Origin of the sequence: Limnothrix sp. FACHB-881 (assembly GCF_014698135.1) — a bacterium.
Classification (GTDB): Bacteria; Cyanobacteriota; Cyanobacteriia; order CACIAM-69d; family CACIAM-69d; genus CACIAM-69d.
Genome location: NZ_JACJSN010000008.1, coordinates 150,831 through 166,307, shown reverse-complemented (window position 1 = coordinate 166,307; position 15,477 = coordinate 150,831). Strand labels below are relative to the sequence as shown.

12 protein-coding genes are annotated in these 15,477 nt (G+C 56.9%); 7 read left to right on the top strand and 5 right to left on the bottom strand.

Annotated features, from left to right (window positions below; translation table 11 throughout):
• Nucleotides 1-155: 155 nt before the first annotated feature.
• Nucleotides 156-2,510, bottom strand: coding sequence for a CHAT domain-containing protein (locus H6G52_RS10000; RefSeq protein ID WP_190528023.1), 2,355 nt, complete (start codon nucleotides 2,508-2,510; stop codon nucleotides 156-158).
• Between the two features lie 590 nt (nucleotides 2,511-3,100).
• Nucleotides 3,101-3,325 carry a sulfur carrier protein ThiS gene (gene thiS / locus H6G52_RS09995; protein WP_190354566.1) on the bottom strand — a complete coding sequence of 75 codons (225 nt, stop codon included), beginning with the start codon at nucleotides 3,323-3,325 and terminating at the stop codon, nucleotides 3,101-3,103.
• On the opposite strand from thiS, the gene H6G52_RS09990 reads away from it, so the two are divergent.
• Nucleotides 3,324-3,515 (top strand): hypothetical protein, encoded by a 192-nt coding sequence (locus tag H6G52_RS09990; protein ID WP_190528021.1) that lies wholly within the window; start codon nucleotides 3,324-3,326, stop codon nucleotides 3,513-3,515. The two genes, thiS and H6G52_RS09990, sit on opposite strands and share 2 nt — an antisense overlap.
• Here H6G52_RS09990 and H6G52_RS09985 read toward each other — a convergent pair.
• Nucleotides 3,489-4,550, bottom strand: a complete 1,062-nt coding sequence (locus H6G52_RS09985; RefSeq protein ID WP_242026306.1) for a thiamine phosphate synthase — start codon at nucleotides 4,548-4,550, stop codon at nucleotides 3,489-3,491. The genes H6G52_RS09990 and H6G52_RS09985 overlap by 27 nt on opposite strands.
• A 319-nt stretch (nucleotides 4,551-4,869) precedes the next feature.
• On the opposite strand from H6G52_RS09985, the gene H6G52_RS09980 reads away from it, so the two are divergent.
• Nucleotides 4,870-5,289: a CAAD domain-containing protein gene (locus tag H6G52_RS09980; protein WP_099534318.1), complete on the top strand. Its 420-nt coding sequence runs from the start codon at nucleotides 4,870-4,872 to the stop codon at nucleotides 5,287-5,289.
• 191 nt (nucleotides 5,290-5,480) lie between these two features.
• Here H6G52_RS09980 and H6G52_RS09975 read toward each other — a convergent pair whose 3' ends face one another.
• Nucleotides 5,481-6,794 carry an ABC transporter substrate-binding protein gene (locus H6G52_RS09975; protein ID WP_190528019.1) on the bottom strand — a complete coding sequence of 438 codons (1,314 nt, stop codon included), beginning with the start codon at nucleotides 6,792-6,794 and terminating at the stop codon, nucleotides 5,481-5,483.
• 299 nt (nucleotides 6,795-7,093) lie between these two features.
• Here H6G52_RS09975 and pilM point away from each other — a divergent pair, with 299 nt between their 5' ends.
• From pilM to H6G52_RS09950, 5 genes are all read left to right on the top strand, one after another.
• Nucleotides 7,094-8,245 (top strand): type IV pilus assembly protein PilM, encoded by a 1,152-nt coding sequence (gene pilM / locus H6G52_RS09970; RefSeq protein WP_099534315.1) that lies wholly within the window; start codon nucleotides 7,094-7,096, stop codon nucleotides 8,243-8,245.
• A 221-nt stretch (nucleotides 8,246-8,466) separates the two neighbouring features.
• Complete coding sequence (locus H6G52_RS09965; protein ID WP_190354568.1) at nucleotides 8,467-9,423, top strand: PilN domain-containing protein; 957 nt, start codon at nucleotides 8,467-8,469, stop codon at nucleotides 9,421-9,423.
• Entirely contained in the window at nucleotides 9,413-10,189 is a 777-nt protein-coding gene (locus H6G52_RS09960; RefSeq protein WP_099534313.1) for a hypothetical protein, read from the top strand. Before H6G52_RS09965 ends, H6G52_RS09960 begins: the two co-directional genes overlap by 11 nt.
• 142 nt (nucleotides 10,190-10,331) lie before the next feature.
• Complete coding sequence (locus H6G52_RS09955) at nucleotides 10,332-12,545, top strand: type IV pilus secretin family protein (RefSeq protein ID WP_199309190.1); 2,214 nt, start codon at nucleotides 10,332-10,334, stop codon at nucleotides 12,543-12,545.
• Between the two features lie 290 nt (nucleotides 12,546-12,835).
• Nucleotides 12,836-13,768 carry an Npun_R2821/Npun_R2822 family protein gene (locus tag H6G52_RS09950; RefSeq protein ID WP_190354569.1) on the top strand — a complete coding sequence of 311 codons (933 nt, stop codon included), beginning with the start codon at nucleotides 12,836-12,838 and terminating at the stop codon, nucleotides 13,766-13,768.
• Between the two features lie 187 nt (nucleotides 13,769-13,955).
• Here H6G52_RS09950 and sds read toward each other — a convergent pair whose 3' ends face one another.
• Nucleotides 13,956-14,927 (bottom strand): solanesyl diphosphate synthase, encoded by a 972-nt coding sequence (sds, locus tag H6G52_RS09945; protein WP_099535223.1) that lies wholly within the window; start codon nucleotides 14,925-14,927, stop codon nucleotides 13,956-13,958.
• Between the last annotated feature and the right edge of the window lie 550 nt (nucleotides 14,928-15,477).

Genomic DNA, 15,477 nt, shown 5'->3' with positions numbered 1-15,477 from the left:
CGGTTCGTAGCAAAGGCGATCGAGCATTGGGATCGAGAAAACGGGGCAAAGGGGCACAGCGCAAGCCAACGGAGCCAAACTCTGGCCAACAAAGAGGAGATCTGGTCCCGGTTTTGGGGTCGCTCGATCGGGGCCAATGGCAAGATTTCAAAAGATTACGATCGGCTGAGTAGTTGCTGCCATTGACTGAGGGCCAACTCTGTCCAGAGCCAATTTTGCGCCAAAACGGGGGGCTGAAACTGGCTGCCAGCATTGGCTTGCACCTGATCACGGTAGCGAATGGCTTGTTGCAGGGCTGCGGAGTCGTTGTTTTGTTGGGCCCGGGCCTGGGCCACCAGCGCAAGGCCTGCTTGGGCGGTGAGGGCCAGGTTATCGCTGAGAATGGCCCCGTCAGCCGTTTGGGAGAGGTTCAGGGATTCAGCAAAGGCTTGCTCAGCTCGATCGAGGGTTTGGGTCTGAAAATGCGCAAACCCTAAGGCCAGGTGATAGCGCGGATCATTGGGGTTTTGTTGAATGGCCAGCTCCCAAAACCGCTGGGCATCGTTGAAGCTGTAGTCCGGTTGCTGTTGGCGTGCCAGTTGCCAGGTCACCCGCCCGCGCAAGAAGAGGGTTTCGGCGGTGTCTTGGCTGTTGGGGAGGGTTTGCAGCACGTCCCGAGCAATGGCGGCGGCGTTGCGGTTGGGGGCCAGCAGGGCTTCGATCGCCTGAACAGCGGTGGGGAGTTGCTTTTGGCGTAAGGCTTGCAGGGCGATCGCCTGCACTGTTTCCGTGTTGGTGTTGTTCCAGTCGTTTGGCGGATTCAGGGATTGGGCGATCGGGGTGGTGGGTTGGGGCGTTGGCTGCGATTGGGTTCCCGATCGGGCCCCCGTCCACCACAACCCGCCCGCCCCCAACAGCACGGCCAAGGCTCCGGCCACTAACCAAGATTGGGGCACTGTGACGGCCTTGGCAGCCCCCGATCGGGCAGCGTTGTCCGCGTCGGCGGATCCCAGGTCAAACCGAGGGTGCGATCGATCCGCCGATGGAGCCGCAGGGGATGAGGCCGCAGCGGATGAGGAGGCCGCAGAAAATAAATGCCCCTGACCCTCTTGGTCCCTTTGATGATTGGGGCCGCCCTGGCTCGCTGCCGGGTGATCACCCCTTGAGGCATCTGAGGGCGATCGCGCCACCAGTTCCTCCAGATTCACCGCCATGGTTTGGTCAGCCCACTGATCATCCGCTAGCTGCTCATCCGCCAGACCCTTGAGGGGCATTGGGGGCCGCAACCCCGACTCATCGGGCGATCGGGGCGTGGTGGGCAGTGGCTCACCGTTGGGAATTAAGGGCGCTCGCCCCGGCAGCGAGATGGGTACACCCGCCGCAAATAGCAGCCCATCAAAATCGGGATGCAAATACAAAATGGGCAAGGCCCAATAGAACTGCGCCGAACCATAGGTGGAAACCAACCCCTGACGCATTCGACTGGTGGCTAAATCTAGGGAATAGTCTGGACGCAGGTTGCGATAAAACAACTGCATCAGAGTAATCGCCACATCGTCGGGAATTTGCTCCGACATGGCCAGCACCCCCGGCACACCGCGCCGCATCAGGGCCGCCGCCAACGTGTCCGCATCGGTTTCCGGCGCATCCGATCGATAAACCGGCGAGTCGCTGCCCCGACAAGAATTCAAAAAAGCTAGCCACACGCCGTTATTCACCAACAGCCCCGCCAAGTCGTTACCCGCCAAGGGTTCCGCCAGACCCGTGCGCCGATTCACCAAGTGCAAACTGCCCCCATCGGGGCCCGGGTCACTGTGGCCGGCGTAGTGAAAAACATGGTATTGCCCCTGTTCAAGGGCGTGGGTGAGTTGTTCCCGATCGGGCTGATCCAGCACATCGATTTCCATGTGGGCGGTGGTTTGTTGCAGCTCTTGGCGCAACCGCCCCACTTCTTGCTCCACGGCCAAGGCCGCTTGGTCGTCGGGAGCCGCCAGGGCCACCAAAATTCGCAATGAGTCTGAACGGCGCAGGGTCAACCGCCGCGCATCAAAGCTACCGGAGCGGCCAAACTGCGATCGATAGCGAGAAAAGGTGATGTCCGTGCCCGTGGTCAACAGTCGCCCATCGCCATAGAGCGCTTCCCAGGGCAATTGCAGCAGTCGATCGCCCCGCAGTCCCAACCGCAAATGCAGTGCCGCATCTTGGCTATCGGCCACGCTTTGGGCAGAAATCCATCGATCGCGAATGGAGCCTTGAAATAAGGCGCTGTATAGCTGTTCTCCCAAGGCCACCAGGCTGGCCAGACGCTCATCGGTTGCTGGCTCCGTGCGAAACAGATCCCACAGAGGATCCGCCATCAACCGTTCCGCCTGCACCAACCATTCCCCGATCGGCCAAATGGCTTGCTCTTCTGCCAACATCACTCCCTTAGGCGCTCGCTCCGTGCGAATCAACACCCGATCGTCCCCACCCAACGGCGTAATCGACAGGTGAAATTCCAAGACGGCTTTGGCGATCACGGAAGTCGGCATAGGACAAGGGCGCTACAGCGGGCGAACAATCAGACAGCCAAAAATCAGACAGCCATAGGGTGGCAATGGAAAAGAGCGAACAAAAGGAAAGCGAACAAGCGGAAAGTGAATAAGAACAATCAAAAACCAAACTAGCTAAAACTTTTTTCGTCAGCTTCTCCGGATCAACCGTATGGTTCTGCGAAGGGAAAAGACAGGTAGATGCACCCTGACGATATCTCAGCTCTCCGCCTTCGGGTGGGGAGCTTTTTTTTGCGATCGCGCCCCATCGGACGATCGGTTTAGATGATCGGTGAGCAATCAGGTAGGTGATCACTGGACGATCAGTAGCGATCGGTGAGCAATCAACCTGATGGGCAATCAACCTAAATCGACCTCAATCAACCTGAATCGTTATTGCCCTGGATCCCAATTTCCTGAATTGCAATTTCCCGAGTCGCAATCCTTCAAAATCATCAGCCTTTGATGGTTTGGGCATCGGTGGGCAATCCATCCCGATCGGGCCCGATCGGGCAATTCCGACGACTCCATCTCCAGATTGTCGGCCCGCCTACCTGACAGACAAGGGGGCTAAACCCCTAGCCCCACCCTTAGCCGCCACCCACGATCGTGACAATCTCCAGCCGATCGCCCCCCTGTAGCGTGGTGCGCTCCCAGAACTGCCGATGCAAGATTTCACCGTTATATTCCACAGCCACCAAACGCGGATTTAGTCCCAATTGTGTCAAAAAATCCGGGAGCTGCGTGCCAGGAGCACAGTGGCGGGCTTCGCCATTCACCTGCAAGGCAATGGTTGAACTGGATAGCTCACTCATGAAGGATCCTCCAAAACGGCTCAAAAACGGCTCAAAGGGTCTGGATGTGTGGAAAGTTTGCTGCAATTGGGGCAACAGTCCCGGCGATCGGGTTGTGCCCCCCGTCCTGCCCAAAGGACTCAAGGGCTTGGAGTTAAAAGGCGCGAAGTTAGAAGACGTGAAGTTATCGGGCGTAAAGTTGGGACAGTAGATATTGAGTGACTTGTTTGGGTTGCTCTGCGGCCATCAGGGCCCGCACCACGGCCACCCGTTGCGCACCGGCTTCCAAAACGGCCGGCAAGTTTTGGGCATCAATGCCCCCGATCGCAAACCAGGGAACCGGCGACTTTTCCGCCGCAAAAGCCACATACTCCAACCCAGCGGCCGCCTTGCCCGCTTTGGTGGGGGTTTCATAGACGGGGCCCACGCCGATGTAATCAGCACCACCTCGCAGGGCCCGCTCCATTTCAGCCGGGTTGGTGGTGGAGCAGCCAATGAGATATTCGGGCCCCAAAATCTGCCGGGCCGCTTCCAAAGGAAAATCCTGCTGACCCAGGTGAACCCCATCGGCCCCGACGGCGATCGCCACGTCAACCCGATCGTTCACCAAAAACAGCGCCCCGTAGTGATGGCACAAATCGCAAAGTCGTTGGGCATTGGCCAAGCGCCGCCCATCGTCCTCGTTTTTGTCGCGATATTGCACGAGGGACAGCCCCCCCTTGAGGGCCTCTTCCACCACTTCAAAGAGGTATTCATGGGGTGAGGTGACCAAATAAAGCCGGGCAGCCGCCAATTGTTGGTGGCGGTTCCGTCCCTGCAAACGGCTCTCTAGGCTATAGGTTTGGTAGCGCAGTTGCTTGCAAGCTTGGGATAGCTCGGGGGATAGCAGCTTGCCATATTCCTCGATCGAGCGGAGGGCTTCCTGCACTCGGCACAGATTGGCCTGCAAAACGGCTTGAATACTCGATCGGGTCTCTTCGTTGCTGTGGGTCAGGGCTGTGCCGGGATCGGCGGGGGTGTTGCGGGCCGATCGCATTTCATCGCTGTGCCATTGGGCTAATTCGTGGCGCATGGCTTTGCACTGCTCGGTGAGTTCGGCACTTTCTAGGCCAAATCGACACCATTCCTCCACAATCCGCAGCCCCTCCCGGGCCCGATCGAGGTTGGCATCCAAAATTCGCAAAACGGCCGATCGGGTCGATCGGGATTGAGAAGCCAGTCCCCGTTGTTCCATTGGTTCACTCATGGTTTCGCCCTGCTCAACAAAACTTCCATCTACCGATATTCATCGGCCGTGCTAGCTTGGTTAGACTTTCGGCAGGCCCCTTGCCGGGCGATCGTCCCAGGATTGCAGTTCTGAAGAGTCTAGGGTATTTTCCTAGCTAAACCACGATCGCTCGATCGGGAATGCCCCTCGCTCCAGCCCAACCCACCACACACCGGACTGACTGCGTAAACCGTGAGCTGTCCCCCCAAAACAACTGTTCCCATCGGATGTTTTGATCGGACAGTCTCCCTTTGCGGCAGCAGTCTACTATCGAAACGCTGTATATCGGTCGTGAACAATGGAACCCGAACTGCAAAAATCTGACTATGCCGACGCTGGCTCCGTAAGTGCCGAAAAAGGCGGTTCGCTAGCCCCGGCCAGTAGCGAAGAAGCAAGCAACGCTGAGTTTCAGCAAATCCTTGACCAAGTTTCTGACTTTTTGGCCAAACTGCCGGAATACATCGGCAAGTTCTATGGCGAATACCGTCAGCCCGTAGTCACCGTCGCTCTGATTGTTTTCGCGCTGATTTCAGTGAAGATCCTGTTGGCCCTGTTGGGTGCAATCAACGAGATCCCGCTGCTGTCGCCCACGTTCGAGCTGATTGGGGCCACCTACACCGGTTGGTTCATTTATCGCTACCTGCTGCGGGCCGAAAACCGTCAGGAACTCTCCAGCAAGATTGCAACCCTGAAGGGTCAGGTGTTGGGTCAAAAGTAGTTTCCTGGTTGGCTATGGAGATTGGGCAATCTCAGGCCGCGCCAGTTCCTATCGCTCGATCGCCCCTTGCCACGGGTGAGGTGTTTGATCGCAAACCGGTGCGGTATCGATCGCAACCCCAATTTTCGACCAAGACCGATGAAAGGGACAGCCCTGTGTGGTGCTGTCCCTTTTGATATTTGGGAATCTACCTAGCTGGGGGCTAAACGATTCCACTCGATCGCCGCATCCCGCAGGGCTTGATCAACGCTTTTTTCGTCTAGCAACGCGCCTTGGATGTTTTCATACAAAATTTGCTGAAGATCCTTCAGGTTTTTAATTGGGGGCAGCAACACGCGGGCGCTGGTCAGTTGGTCGGCGGCAATTTTGCGGGCTTGGTCGATCGCGCTGGAGTTACCTTGGCGTGTGGCCTGGGCCAGGCTAGCCCGCAAGCTGGCCAGAGCGCCTTGGGTGGAGGGCAACACGTTGGCAGCCTGGGCAAAGCTGAGTTGGTGGCGATCGTCCGTTAAAAACAGGGCAAAATCGACGGCCGCTTCGGCTCGGGGGGATTTTTTGGGAATGGTGAGATTCATCACGGCCACGCTGCGCACCCCGGAGGAACCGACCACTTGGGGAGCCGCCGCCGACAGGGCCGCGATCGAGGGGGCATTGGTGGCGATCGCATTCAAAAATTCAGGACTGGAACCAACCAGGGCCGATTCTCCCGCCTGATATAGCTCAATGCCGCGACGGTGGCCTTGGGTGAGGGCTTCCGGGGGTAACCAGCCCCGCCGAAACAGGTTAACCCAGTAGTTCACGGCGGCTCGCCCGGCGGCCGACTCAAAGGCGGCCCGCCCCCGATCGTCCACCAAGGTCACCCCCATTTGCACCAAAGCTTCCAGCACCTCAGCCGAATCATTGGGAGCAAAGGTGATGAAAAAGCCGTATTTGCCAGTTTTTTCGCGCACCCGTTGGGCCAACTCCGCCAAGTCTTCGTAGGTGGCGGGTGGCCGATCGATCCCGGCCCGTTCCAGGAGCGATCGGTTATAAATCGTCACCTTGGTGGTCAAATACCAAGGCACGCCAAAGGGTTCGCCCCCGATCGCGTTCGCTTGCCAGATATTGGGCAAGTAGCGCCTTTGAACGGCCGCAGGCACCCGATCGCCCAAGGTCAGCCAAGCCCCGCGTGCCGCCAGCCGAGAGGCAAAGCTGGGGTTCAAATTCACCACATCCGGAGCCTGGCGGGCCGCCACCGCCGTCAGAATTTTGCTTTCCATGGCGGCCCAGGGCACATCGAGCCAATTCACCCGCAGGCCCGATCGAGCTGATTCAAACTCCCCGATCACCCGCTGAAAATAGTCCGTAAATTTGGGCTGGAGCTGCATCGTCCAAAATTGCAGCGCCGATGATGAATTCGATCGGCCACAGGCCGCCAGCCCGATCGCCGTGCCGCCAGCCAACTGCAAGAACGATCGACGGCTCCACCCTCCGTGCTGCCCTCTCCGCTGCATCTTGGCCATCCCCATGGTGCTCTCTCCGAATTTACACGGAATTTTGCGGCGATTTCCCGATCGCCGTCAATCGTGAAAACCTACGGCCAGCAAGATTTCTTTACCCTCGGGTATGGCGATCTTAAACGAAATTGGATACCATGCGTCGTAGTCCATGGTAGTGCTGAAACCATCAGCGTTTTCGGCTTTTTGAGCCATCCATTCCCTGCCTGCCAACCCATTTGGGGCCAAACAATCCCCCTGATTTTGGATCCCTGATGGTTGCCCATCGGCCCCTTGACTGCCATTTTCGGGTCTCCTAACCGTCCCCAACTATGAACGCTGCTGGAAACTTGTTTGCCCCCTTAACCAACGCGATCGGCAGTCTCTTAGGAGGCGGGAAAAAAGGCATCGGCATCGAAATTTCACCCGAACGAATTAACCTGGTTCAACTCCAAAAAAAGGGCCAGAAATTCAAGCTCAATATCCTCTCTTCCGTGGAAGTTCCTGAAGGCGTGATTGAAGAGGGAGCAATTGTGGATCCCCCCGCCGCCGCCGAACTCATTCAGGCGGTCATTCAAGATAGCCGCGTCAAGGTCAAGGAAGTGGCCACGGCGATTCCAGGGCGTGAAACCGTGATTCGTTTGATTCCCGTGCCAGCGGAACTCAATGATGATGAACTGCGGCAATACATGAACCAGGAAGCGGGTCTTTATCTGCCTTTTCCTCGGGAAGAGGCGGATGTTGACTATCAAAAACTCGGCTACTTCACCGATGAAGATGGAATCGAAAAGGTGCAAGTGTTGCTGGTGGCCACACGTCGAGAAGTCACTGATGCTTATTTGGACACCTTTGAGCAGGCGGGGCTACGAATCAAGACCCTAGAAATCAGCAGCTTTGCCCTCATTCGCACCATCCGCGAACAGCTCCGGGGCTATGCTTCCAATCAGGCCGTGGTGCTGGTGGATATTCAGTTTGATAGCAGTGAAATTGCGATTGTGGTGGATGGCGTGCCGCAATTTTCGCGGACAGTCCCGATCGGGACATTACAAATGCAAGAGGCCTTGAATCGGGCCATGAACACGCCTCCCAGCCGCAGCACAGACATGCTGATGGAGATGACCATTCCCATCTCGCAAATCGAGGCCGTGGGGGCGGCTTCGGGCACAACGGGCATGAGTCCCGGTTCGGTGGCGATTGTGAAGATGATGGGCGAGTTGGCCGATGAGTTGCGGCGATCGGTCGATTTCTATCTCAACCAAAGCGAAAATTTGGAAATTGCCCAGTTGATGTTGGCGGGGCCCGGCGCGGCGATCGGGGAAATTGATGAGTTTTTTACCCAACGGTTAAACGTGCCCGTGATGCGGGTTGACCCGATCGAGTCCTTGGGTTTGGAGGCCGACAGCGACATCACCGAAGCCCAACGCGCCAGCTTGGGAGTCGTGTTAGGTTTGGGGCTGCGGAATGCACTCGATGACCGGGAATAGGGGGCCCTAGCACAGAGCCACTGACGCACAGCCATTGACTCGCAAGGGTTGTTGCTGTTACCCCTGTTGGTTAATGTCGGTTCAACCGCTCAACTTCTGAATTGACCCATCGACTCCCTGCCCGATCGCCCCTTGTCGATCGTCCGCCCTTCTGCCCCGGGTGATGACCGAGCTGAATCCCGAGACTGCAAACCCCGAGCCACCCGACTGTTGCCCTCGCTATGTATAGTCTCAACATCAACTTCCTGAAGGATCGCCCCGAGTACCAAACCGCCGGGGCCGGCAAAACAGCGGGTGCGGCTGTCGCCCAGGCGAGTAAGTTGCCGCTGATTTTGGGTGTGATGGTGGGTTTGGCGGTTCCGGCGGCCATCGGTGGATTTTGGGGCTATCTCCAGTTCCAAAAAGCCGCCTTGGAACAGAGCCAAGCCGAACTCAATAAAGACTTGCAGGAATTGGAAGCGGAATTGGCCAAAGCGGCCCAGGCCGAAGCAGAGATGAAGGCGATCGACCAGCTCACCCAAGGCTTGGTGGGGGTGTTCAGTCGCGTGAAGTCTTGGTCTGCTCTGCTGGGTGATTTGCGCGATCGATTGCCGGTGGGCGTGCAGATGACGGCCATCCGCGAGGTCGAAGACAAAAACGCTGCCACCGCCGCCGCCAGCACCCCCAAGCCCAGCCCCGGCGCGGCTGCCGCGCCCGCGGCCAACAAACCCATTCGTCCCCCGAAAACCCTGACGATCGAGGGTTATGCCAACTCTCTGGAAGGGGTGGGTGAGTTTTTGCTGCTGCTGCAAAAGTCGCCCTTTTTGGATGCGGCCAAAACCCAGCTAGTGGGCAGCCAGGCGATCGATAACCCCGCCCAGATCGTCCAGGCAAACCAAGAGGTGCAAGATGGCATTGCCTATGTGCTAGCTGCGCCCCCGCCCACTGCGGCGGCCGCCGGTGGCCAAGTTAGAATCGTTGCGCCGAAGGTCATTAGGTACACGATTCAGTCGGCTTACACGACCAAGCCCGCCGAAGAGTTGCTGCCGGTGCTCGATCGCAACGGAGCCTCCGGCCTTGTGGTGCGCATCGAAACCATTCGCCGCATTTTGGCTGAACAAGGCAAAACCCCCAACACCGGTCTCACCCCGCCGGCCGGCGACAGCGAGCCTAAGGAGAATACCAACAATGGCGTTTAGCGCACAGCAAGCGGTCACGGAACCCAGCGATCCCGTTGTTTTTGGGATTACCTTCACACCCACCATCCTCGGCGGTGTTGTGGCCGCCGTCGGTGTCATTGGCGGCGTGGCGCTCCTGATTCAGGTGGTGATGCCCCAATACGAAGAATACAAAAAGCTTGAAGAGGATGTGGCCACCAAACGAGAACGCCTAGAGCAGGTGGCCGAAGAAAAACGTAAGGTGCAGCAAACTCTCGACAATTTGCAGCGGGCCCGCGCCACCCAAGAGCAAGTGCTGGCTTTGTTTCCCGCTCCCACCACGGTTTCGGTGCTGCCGCTGGATCTCAACCGGATTGTTTCCGAACAGTTTGGCCAAATCACCAAGCTGGAACCTGTCCCGGTCAAAAGTCCATCGGAGGAGATGGTCACCGATGGCTCTTGGGGCGATGCGGTCAACAGCAAAATTCGGCAACTGGTGCTGAAGGTGGGGTTCGAGGCGGACTACGATCGCACCGGCAACATCCTGCGCAACCTTGAGCGCTATCAGTCAATGCTGGCGATCGATGATTTGACCTCCGAGCTGAAACTCTCCAAGCAGGCGGTGCGGTTTGATGACAAAACTGGGCAGTTTGTCGCCCAAGGTGCGCCCCAGGTTCGGATTCAAACCAATTTTTCGTTAAAGGTGCTCCTACCACTCTCGGCTCGGGAGTTGGCCCAACAGGCCGCCGCCGAAGCCAACAAAGCAGGCGAAAACGCAGATAAACCGGAGGGCGAAGCACCCAAGTAATCGCCAGAAAGTAATCACAAGATTGGTGGCCGAGGGATCCGCAGCATCATGATGTTCTGACTCGATCGCCCTGGCGAACACCCATTTTCCTTTCCCTAACCCCAACAACCACGATCGACAAAACAGCAGTGAGGAGCGAACGGTGAACTACGAGCGGATTTTGGGCAATGCAGCGCTGATGGGTGGGTTGGCAACGGTGGCGATCGTGCAGCCCGCCTTGGCCGAAACCAACGTGCTGGATGTGCGGATCAGCGGCAGCGGCAGCGGCGTGGATGTGGAATTGGTGACCGATTCGGTCGATCGACCCCAGGTGTTCCTGTTGCCTCCCCAAGGAACCAGCCTGATTGCCCATGTGGCCGGCGCGCGGTTGGTGGTTCCCGGCGGCAACGTGACCCGAGCCAACCCAGCCCCCGGGATTGCGGCCGTGGAAGTGACCCAACTGGATGGCAGCACCGTCCAGGTGACGGTACGTGGCACTACGGCTCGCCCCACCGGTCGCATTCGCCCCAGCAACAACAATGCCGTTCTGCTGAGCTATGCCGGCACGACCACCCCCAGCACCCCAAGCACCCCCAGCAATACTGGCAGCCCCGTAGCCCAAACACCGGCCAACACCGGCTCACCGGTTGGCAACGGCGCACCCAACGTTCTGGTTCCCAACCCCACCATCACCATCGATGGTCAACCGGCCGTGCTCAGTCCGGCGGTAGCTCCTCCCACCATGCCCCGGGCGATCGCCCCACCCGTTGGCGACATTGCCATTTCCGATCTGCCGATCCAGCCCTACACCATTAACCTGGGCAGCAACCAAATCATTCCCCGTTTGGTGTTGCGAGAAGCCCCCGTGCGCGAGGTGTTGTCGCTGCTAGCCCGGGCCAGCGGCGTGAACATCGCCTTCGCAGACAACGCGGCTGGCCCCACCCCCGGCAGCCCCACCGCTCCCGGCACGCCTCCCACCACCGGAGCCGACGCTCGGATTAGCCTCGACATTGAAAACGAATCGGCCCAGGACGTTTTTAACTATGTCTTGCGGATTAGCGGTCTTCAGGCCAGCCGCAATGGCCGCACCATTTTTGTGGGCCGCAGTTTGCCCAACGCGGCCCGGGATGTGGCCATGCGTTCCGTGCGCCTCAACCAAGTGCGGGCCAACGAAGCGGCTGGCTATTTGGTGATTTTGGGGGCCGAAAGTGCCACGGCGGCCACGGAGCGAACAACAGAGGTTGTGCGGATCGGGGCAGAGCAACAGCAGCAGGGCGGTGGTGATGCGCAAGTCCAAGCGGCTCCCTTGACCCAAACCCGCACCAGTGAGCGCACGGTCATTAACCCGCTTCGCTATGACCCGAAAGATTCGGTTCCGATTCTCCGCGGCCTGCAAATTGCGGTAGATCAGCGCACCAACACCATCACCTTGGTGGGGCAGCGGGATTTGGTTGCCCTGGCTTCTGAGCAGTTGTCGCGGATTGATAGCCGCCTGCGTCAGGTGGTGGTGAATGTGCGGGTGATTGACATCAACCTGCTGCAAAACGATCGCCTGGGTACGAGTTTCTCCTTTGGGGTGGGCGGCACTCGCATCGTCAACACGGGCGGCATCGGGGTGATTAACTGGAGCGATCGGGGCGCGCCCTACTCCACCAGTCTGGCTCCCGAGTCCGTTGGGTTTGGGCCCGTTTCGGTTCCCCTGTCAATTTCAGGCGATGTGAATGGCCAAAATCCCAATGGTTTTAACATCGCCAACGACTTCCTCGCTCAGCTCCAAGCTTCTGTGGTTAACGGAAATGCCAAAATTTTGACCGATCCAACCTTGGTGGTGCAGGAAGGGCAAGTGGCCAACGTGGAACTCACTGAAGAAGTGGTGGGAACCGTGGAGGCGGAAACGGAAGTTTCCAATGGTGTGAGCAACACGACTTTCACCATTGAAAAGGAAAAGGCCGGCCTCGTTTTGGGCATTCAAGTCGATCGAATCGATGACAATGGGTTTGTTACCCTATCAGTTTCGCCCTCGCTGAAAGTCCCGGTTGATCGGTTTGGGGCCCTTGAAGATAATGCCTTTGCCACTTTGTTGTCTGAACGGAAGCTATCATCCGGCACGATTCGGATTCGGGATGGCCAAACCCTAGTCCTGGCGGGCATTATTCAAGACACGGATCGCAGCGAAGTGCGCAAGATTCCGATTTTGGGTGACTTGCCACTGTTGGGGTCTCTGTTCCGCCGCACCGATCGCCGCAACGAGCGCAAGGAGTTGGTGGTGTTGCTCACACCGCAATTGCTGGACGACTCGAACGCTTCAACCGCTGGCTACAGCTACACGCCTAGCCGAGAAGCCCAAGAGCTAATTCAACGCACCAACATGCGATAGAAAAACACTGGCGGTTGCCGTTTTCAGGGGTTAACGGCATCCATCGAGCAAATTAAGGGGCGATCGAGCAGGTTCGATCGCCCCTTTGAATTTCTGAGCAGATTATTCTTGATCAATTTCATCGCCCAATTCTTTCTCAGCCGATCAGCCCTAAGCACATCATCCTTGGGCACAATCCAAGATGGCTCCGATTTATGGGGATTTGGCAACCGATGGCAAGAATAAAGGTTCAGGCCTATGCTGAAATGGCCAAGGATCGGCTGAACTGAATTGCAAAGGATCGATCGACTATGAGTCGTGGATTTTATATCATCGCCAATGACAAAGTAACGGAACATGCGATCGCGCTGCTCGAAAGTATTCGGGCAACTGATTCCGAAACGCCCGTTATGCTCATTCCCTATGATGATCACTACCAAAAGGTTGCCAAAATTCTGAGCGATCGCTTCGGTGTTTTATTATTTGAAGATTTAGAGTTTATTCAGCGTCTTTCTGTTCAGCTTCAAAGCATCTTTGGTCAGGAATTTTTCGCTCGTCCTAATCAGTTTCGTAAACAAGCTTGCTGGTTTGGCCCCTTTGATGAATTTCTCTACATTGACACAGACCTGATTGTTTTTGAGCCGATTATTCAATGCCTTGATGCCCTCTCTGAAGCAGACTTTGTTTGCTATGACTATCAACATGCTGGAGGTCTGAAGGACGTTTTCACATCCACCGTTCTCGAACAAGGCATTTTTACAGAAGAAGATTTGCGGGGAACTTTTAACGGCGGTTTGTGGGGATCTCGCAAGGGATTAATCACCGAACAGGATTTGTACGACACCTTTGCTGAATGTGCCGCTCACCCAGAATATTTTGATTTTTCTAAGAAAACATCCGACCAACCAATCATTAACTACATGGTTTTACGTCGGTTTCCTCGGCGTTGGAATTGGACACAGCGGCCCGCAAAGGGGCCCGGAAGCTGGGCCGGTAGCAAACATTTTGTTTGGCAGGGCGATCGCTTGATCGATCCGAAAGTCAACAAACCCGTTCCCTATCTGCATTGGGCCGGCATTCGACTCCAGCCCGGTTGTCCCTACTGGGAACTGTGGGAGCAATATCGATATTTACACGAACCGAAACCGACCGTCTCCCCGTTGGCCCCGCCACCCCCGCGATCGATCTGGCAACGGGCACTGACCAAGGCCAAACGCATCCTGAAGCCCCATCCCAAACGCTAGGGCCGATCACTCGGATTCGCCAAACACCGGTTCTTGCGTCGCAGAATCCTGGAGGGCAAGGGGCTTAAGCCCCTTGTCTGGAGTGGCTGTTGGTTTGAGATCGTGATTGCTCTGGATCGTGATTGCTCTGGGATGATCACCCGTTGGCGACCATCACCCGATCGCCCCCCTTGAAACCCAGCCAACCTTAGTAAATCCGTTCGATCGCGTAATGTGCCAACCCCACCAAGGCCTCCCGCGCCGCCGACGGAGCCAACACCATCACATCCTCGATCGCCTGCTCCACGTGATGTTTCGCCAAAGCACGAGACCGCTCAATACCCTGGCTCGATCGCACCAATTCCAGGGCCGTTTCAATATCGCCCTCCTCTGAAAACTCCCGCTCGATCGGCCCCTCCAGTTGGGGGAACTCCTCCAGCGCATACAAAACCGGAGCCGTCAGATTGCCGCTGCGCAAATCCGACCCCGCCGGTTTCCCGAGCACTTCATCGGAACTGGTGAAATCGAGAATGTCATCCACCACCTGGAACGCCAAACCCACATGACGACCGTAGCTATAGAGCCGCTCAGCCACCGATCGCTCCACATCGCTCAGAATCGCCGCTGCCTTGGAACTGTTGGCCACCAGCGATGCGGTTTTGTAGTAGCTCTTTTGTAGATAGGCTTCCAGGGTCAGGCTGGTGTCAAAGCGATTGAGGCCCTGGTCAATTTCGCCCTCCGCCAAATTCATAATCACTTCCGAAAGCAGCTTCACCACTTCCAGATTGTCCAAATTTGCCAAGTACCAAGAGGACTGGGCAAAAAGGAAGTCGCCCGCCAGCACCGCCACCCGGTTGTTGAAACGACTGTGTACGGTGGGCACACCCCGCCGCGTTCCGGCTTCATCCACCACATCGTCATGAACCAAGCTGGCCGTGTGGATCATTTCCGTAATTTCTGCCAACCGTCGATGTCGGGCCGTAATTTCCGCTGACCCCATCGTGGCCCGGGCCACCAACAACACAATCGCCGGTCGCAAACGCTTGCCGCCTGCACTGAACAAGTGCTCTGCCGCTGCATAGAGGATCGGATGCTTTGCGCCAACCAGCTTGCGCAGGTTCATCGTCATGGCATCAAGATCGGCTTCAACCGGAGAAAGCAGGGAAATCGTCGAGGTCATGGATTGGCCCGGTGCAGCATCAGGTTACGAAATTTTACGCATTCTGTGATTATTTTAAGCTAACCCCAGACCAATCCGTGTAGATGAGTGGGATCGGGATTTGTCAAGGTTACGGTGATTGATCGGGGATCGCTGTTGCACGAATGCCCATCAATACGGGCTTTTGGGGATTTCTAAAGATTTGTAAAAACCACCAAAAATTCACTGTCAACCCTGAGAAATCAGGTGTTATTCTATAGGTCAGGGGTTTCTAAAAACTTCATGGGAAAGCTGCCCGCTGCAAGCTTTGCCGAATTGAATAGGACTGGACTCCGAAATGTGAATTGCGTGAGCACTATCACACAAAGACGACCAGATCCAAGCCGCTATCAGGTCTGCTGACCCGAACCAATCCGGTAGCGATCGCGAATCAGCATCCTTAAAGGGTGTTCCGGTTCCCGATGGGATGGTTCTATTCAGTGAGGCCCAGACCCAGATAGGGGTTAAGCACTAGGTTGGACTCCGATTCTCAATTGCCTTGAGTCAGGGTTCGGCCTTGGTGTGCGCCATG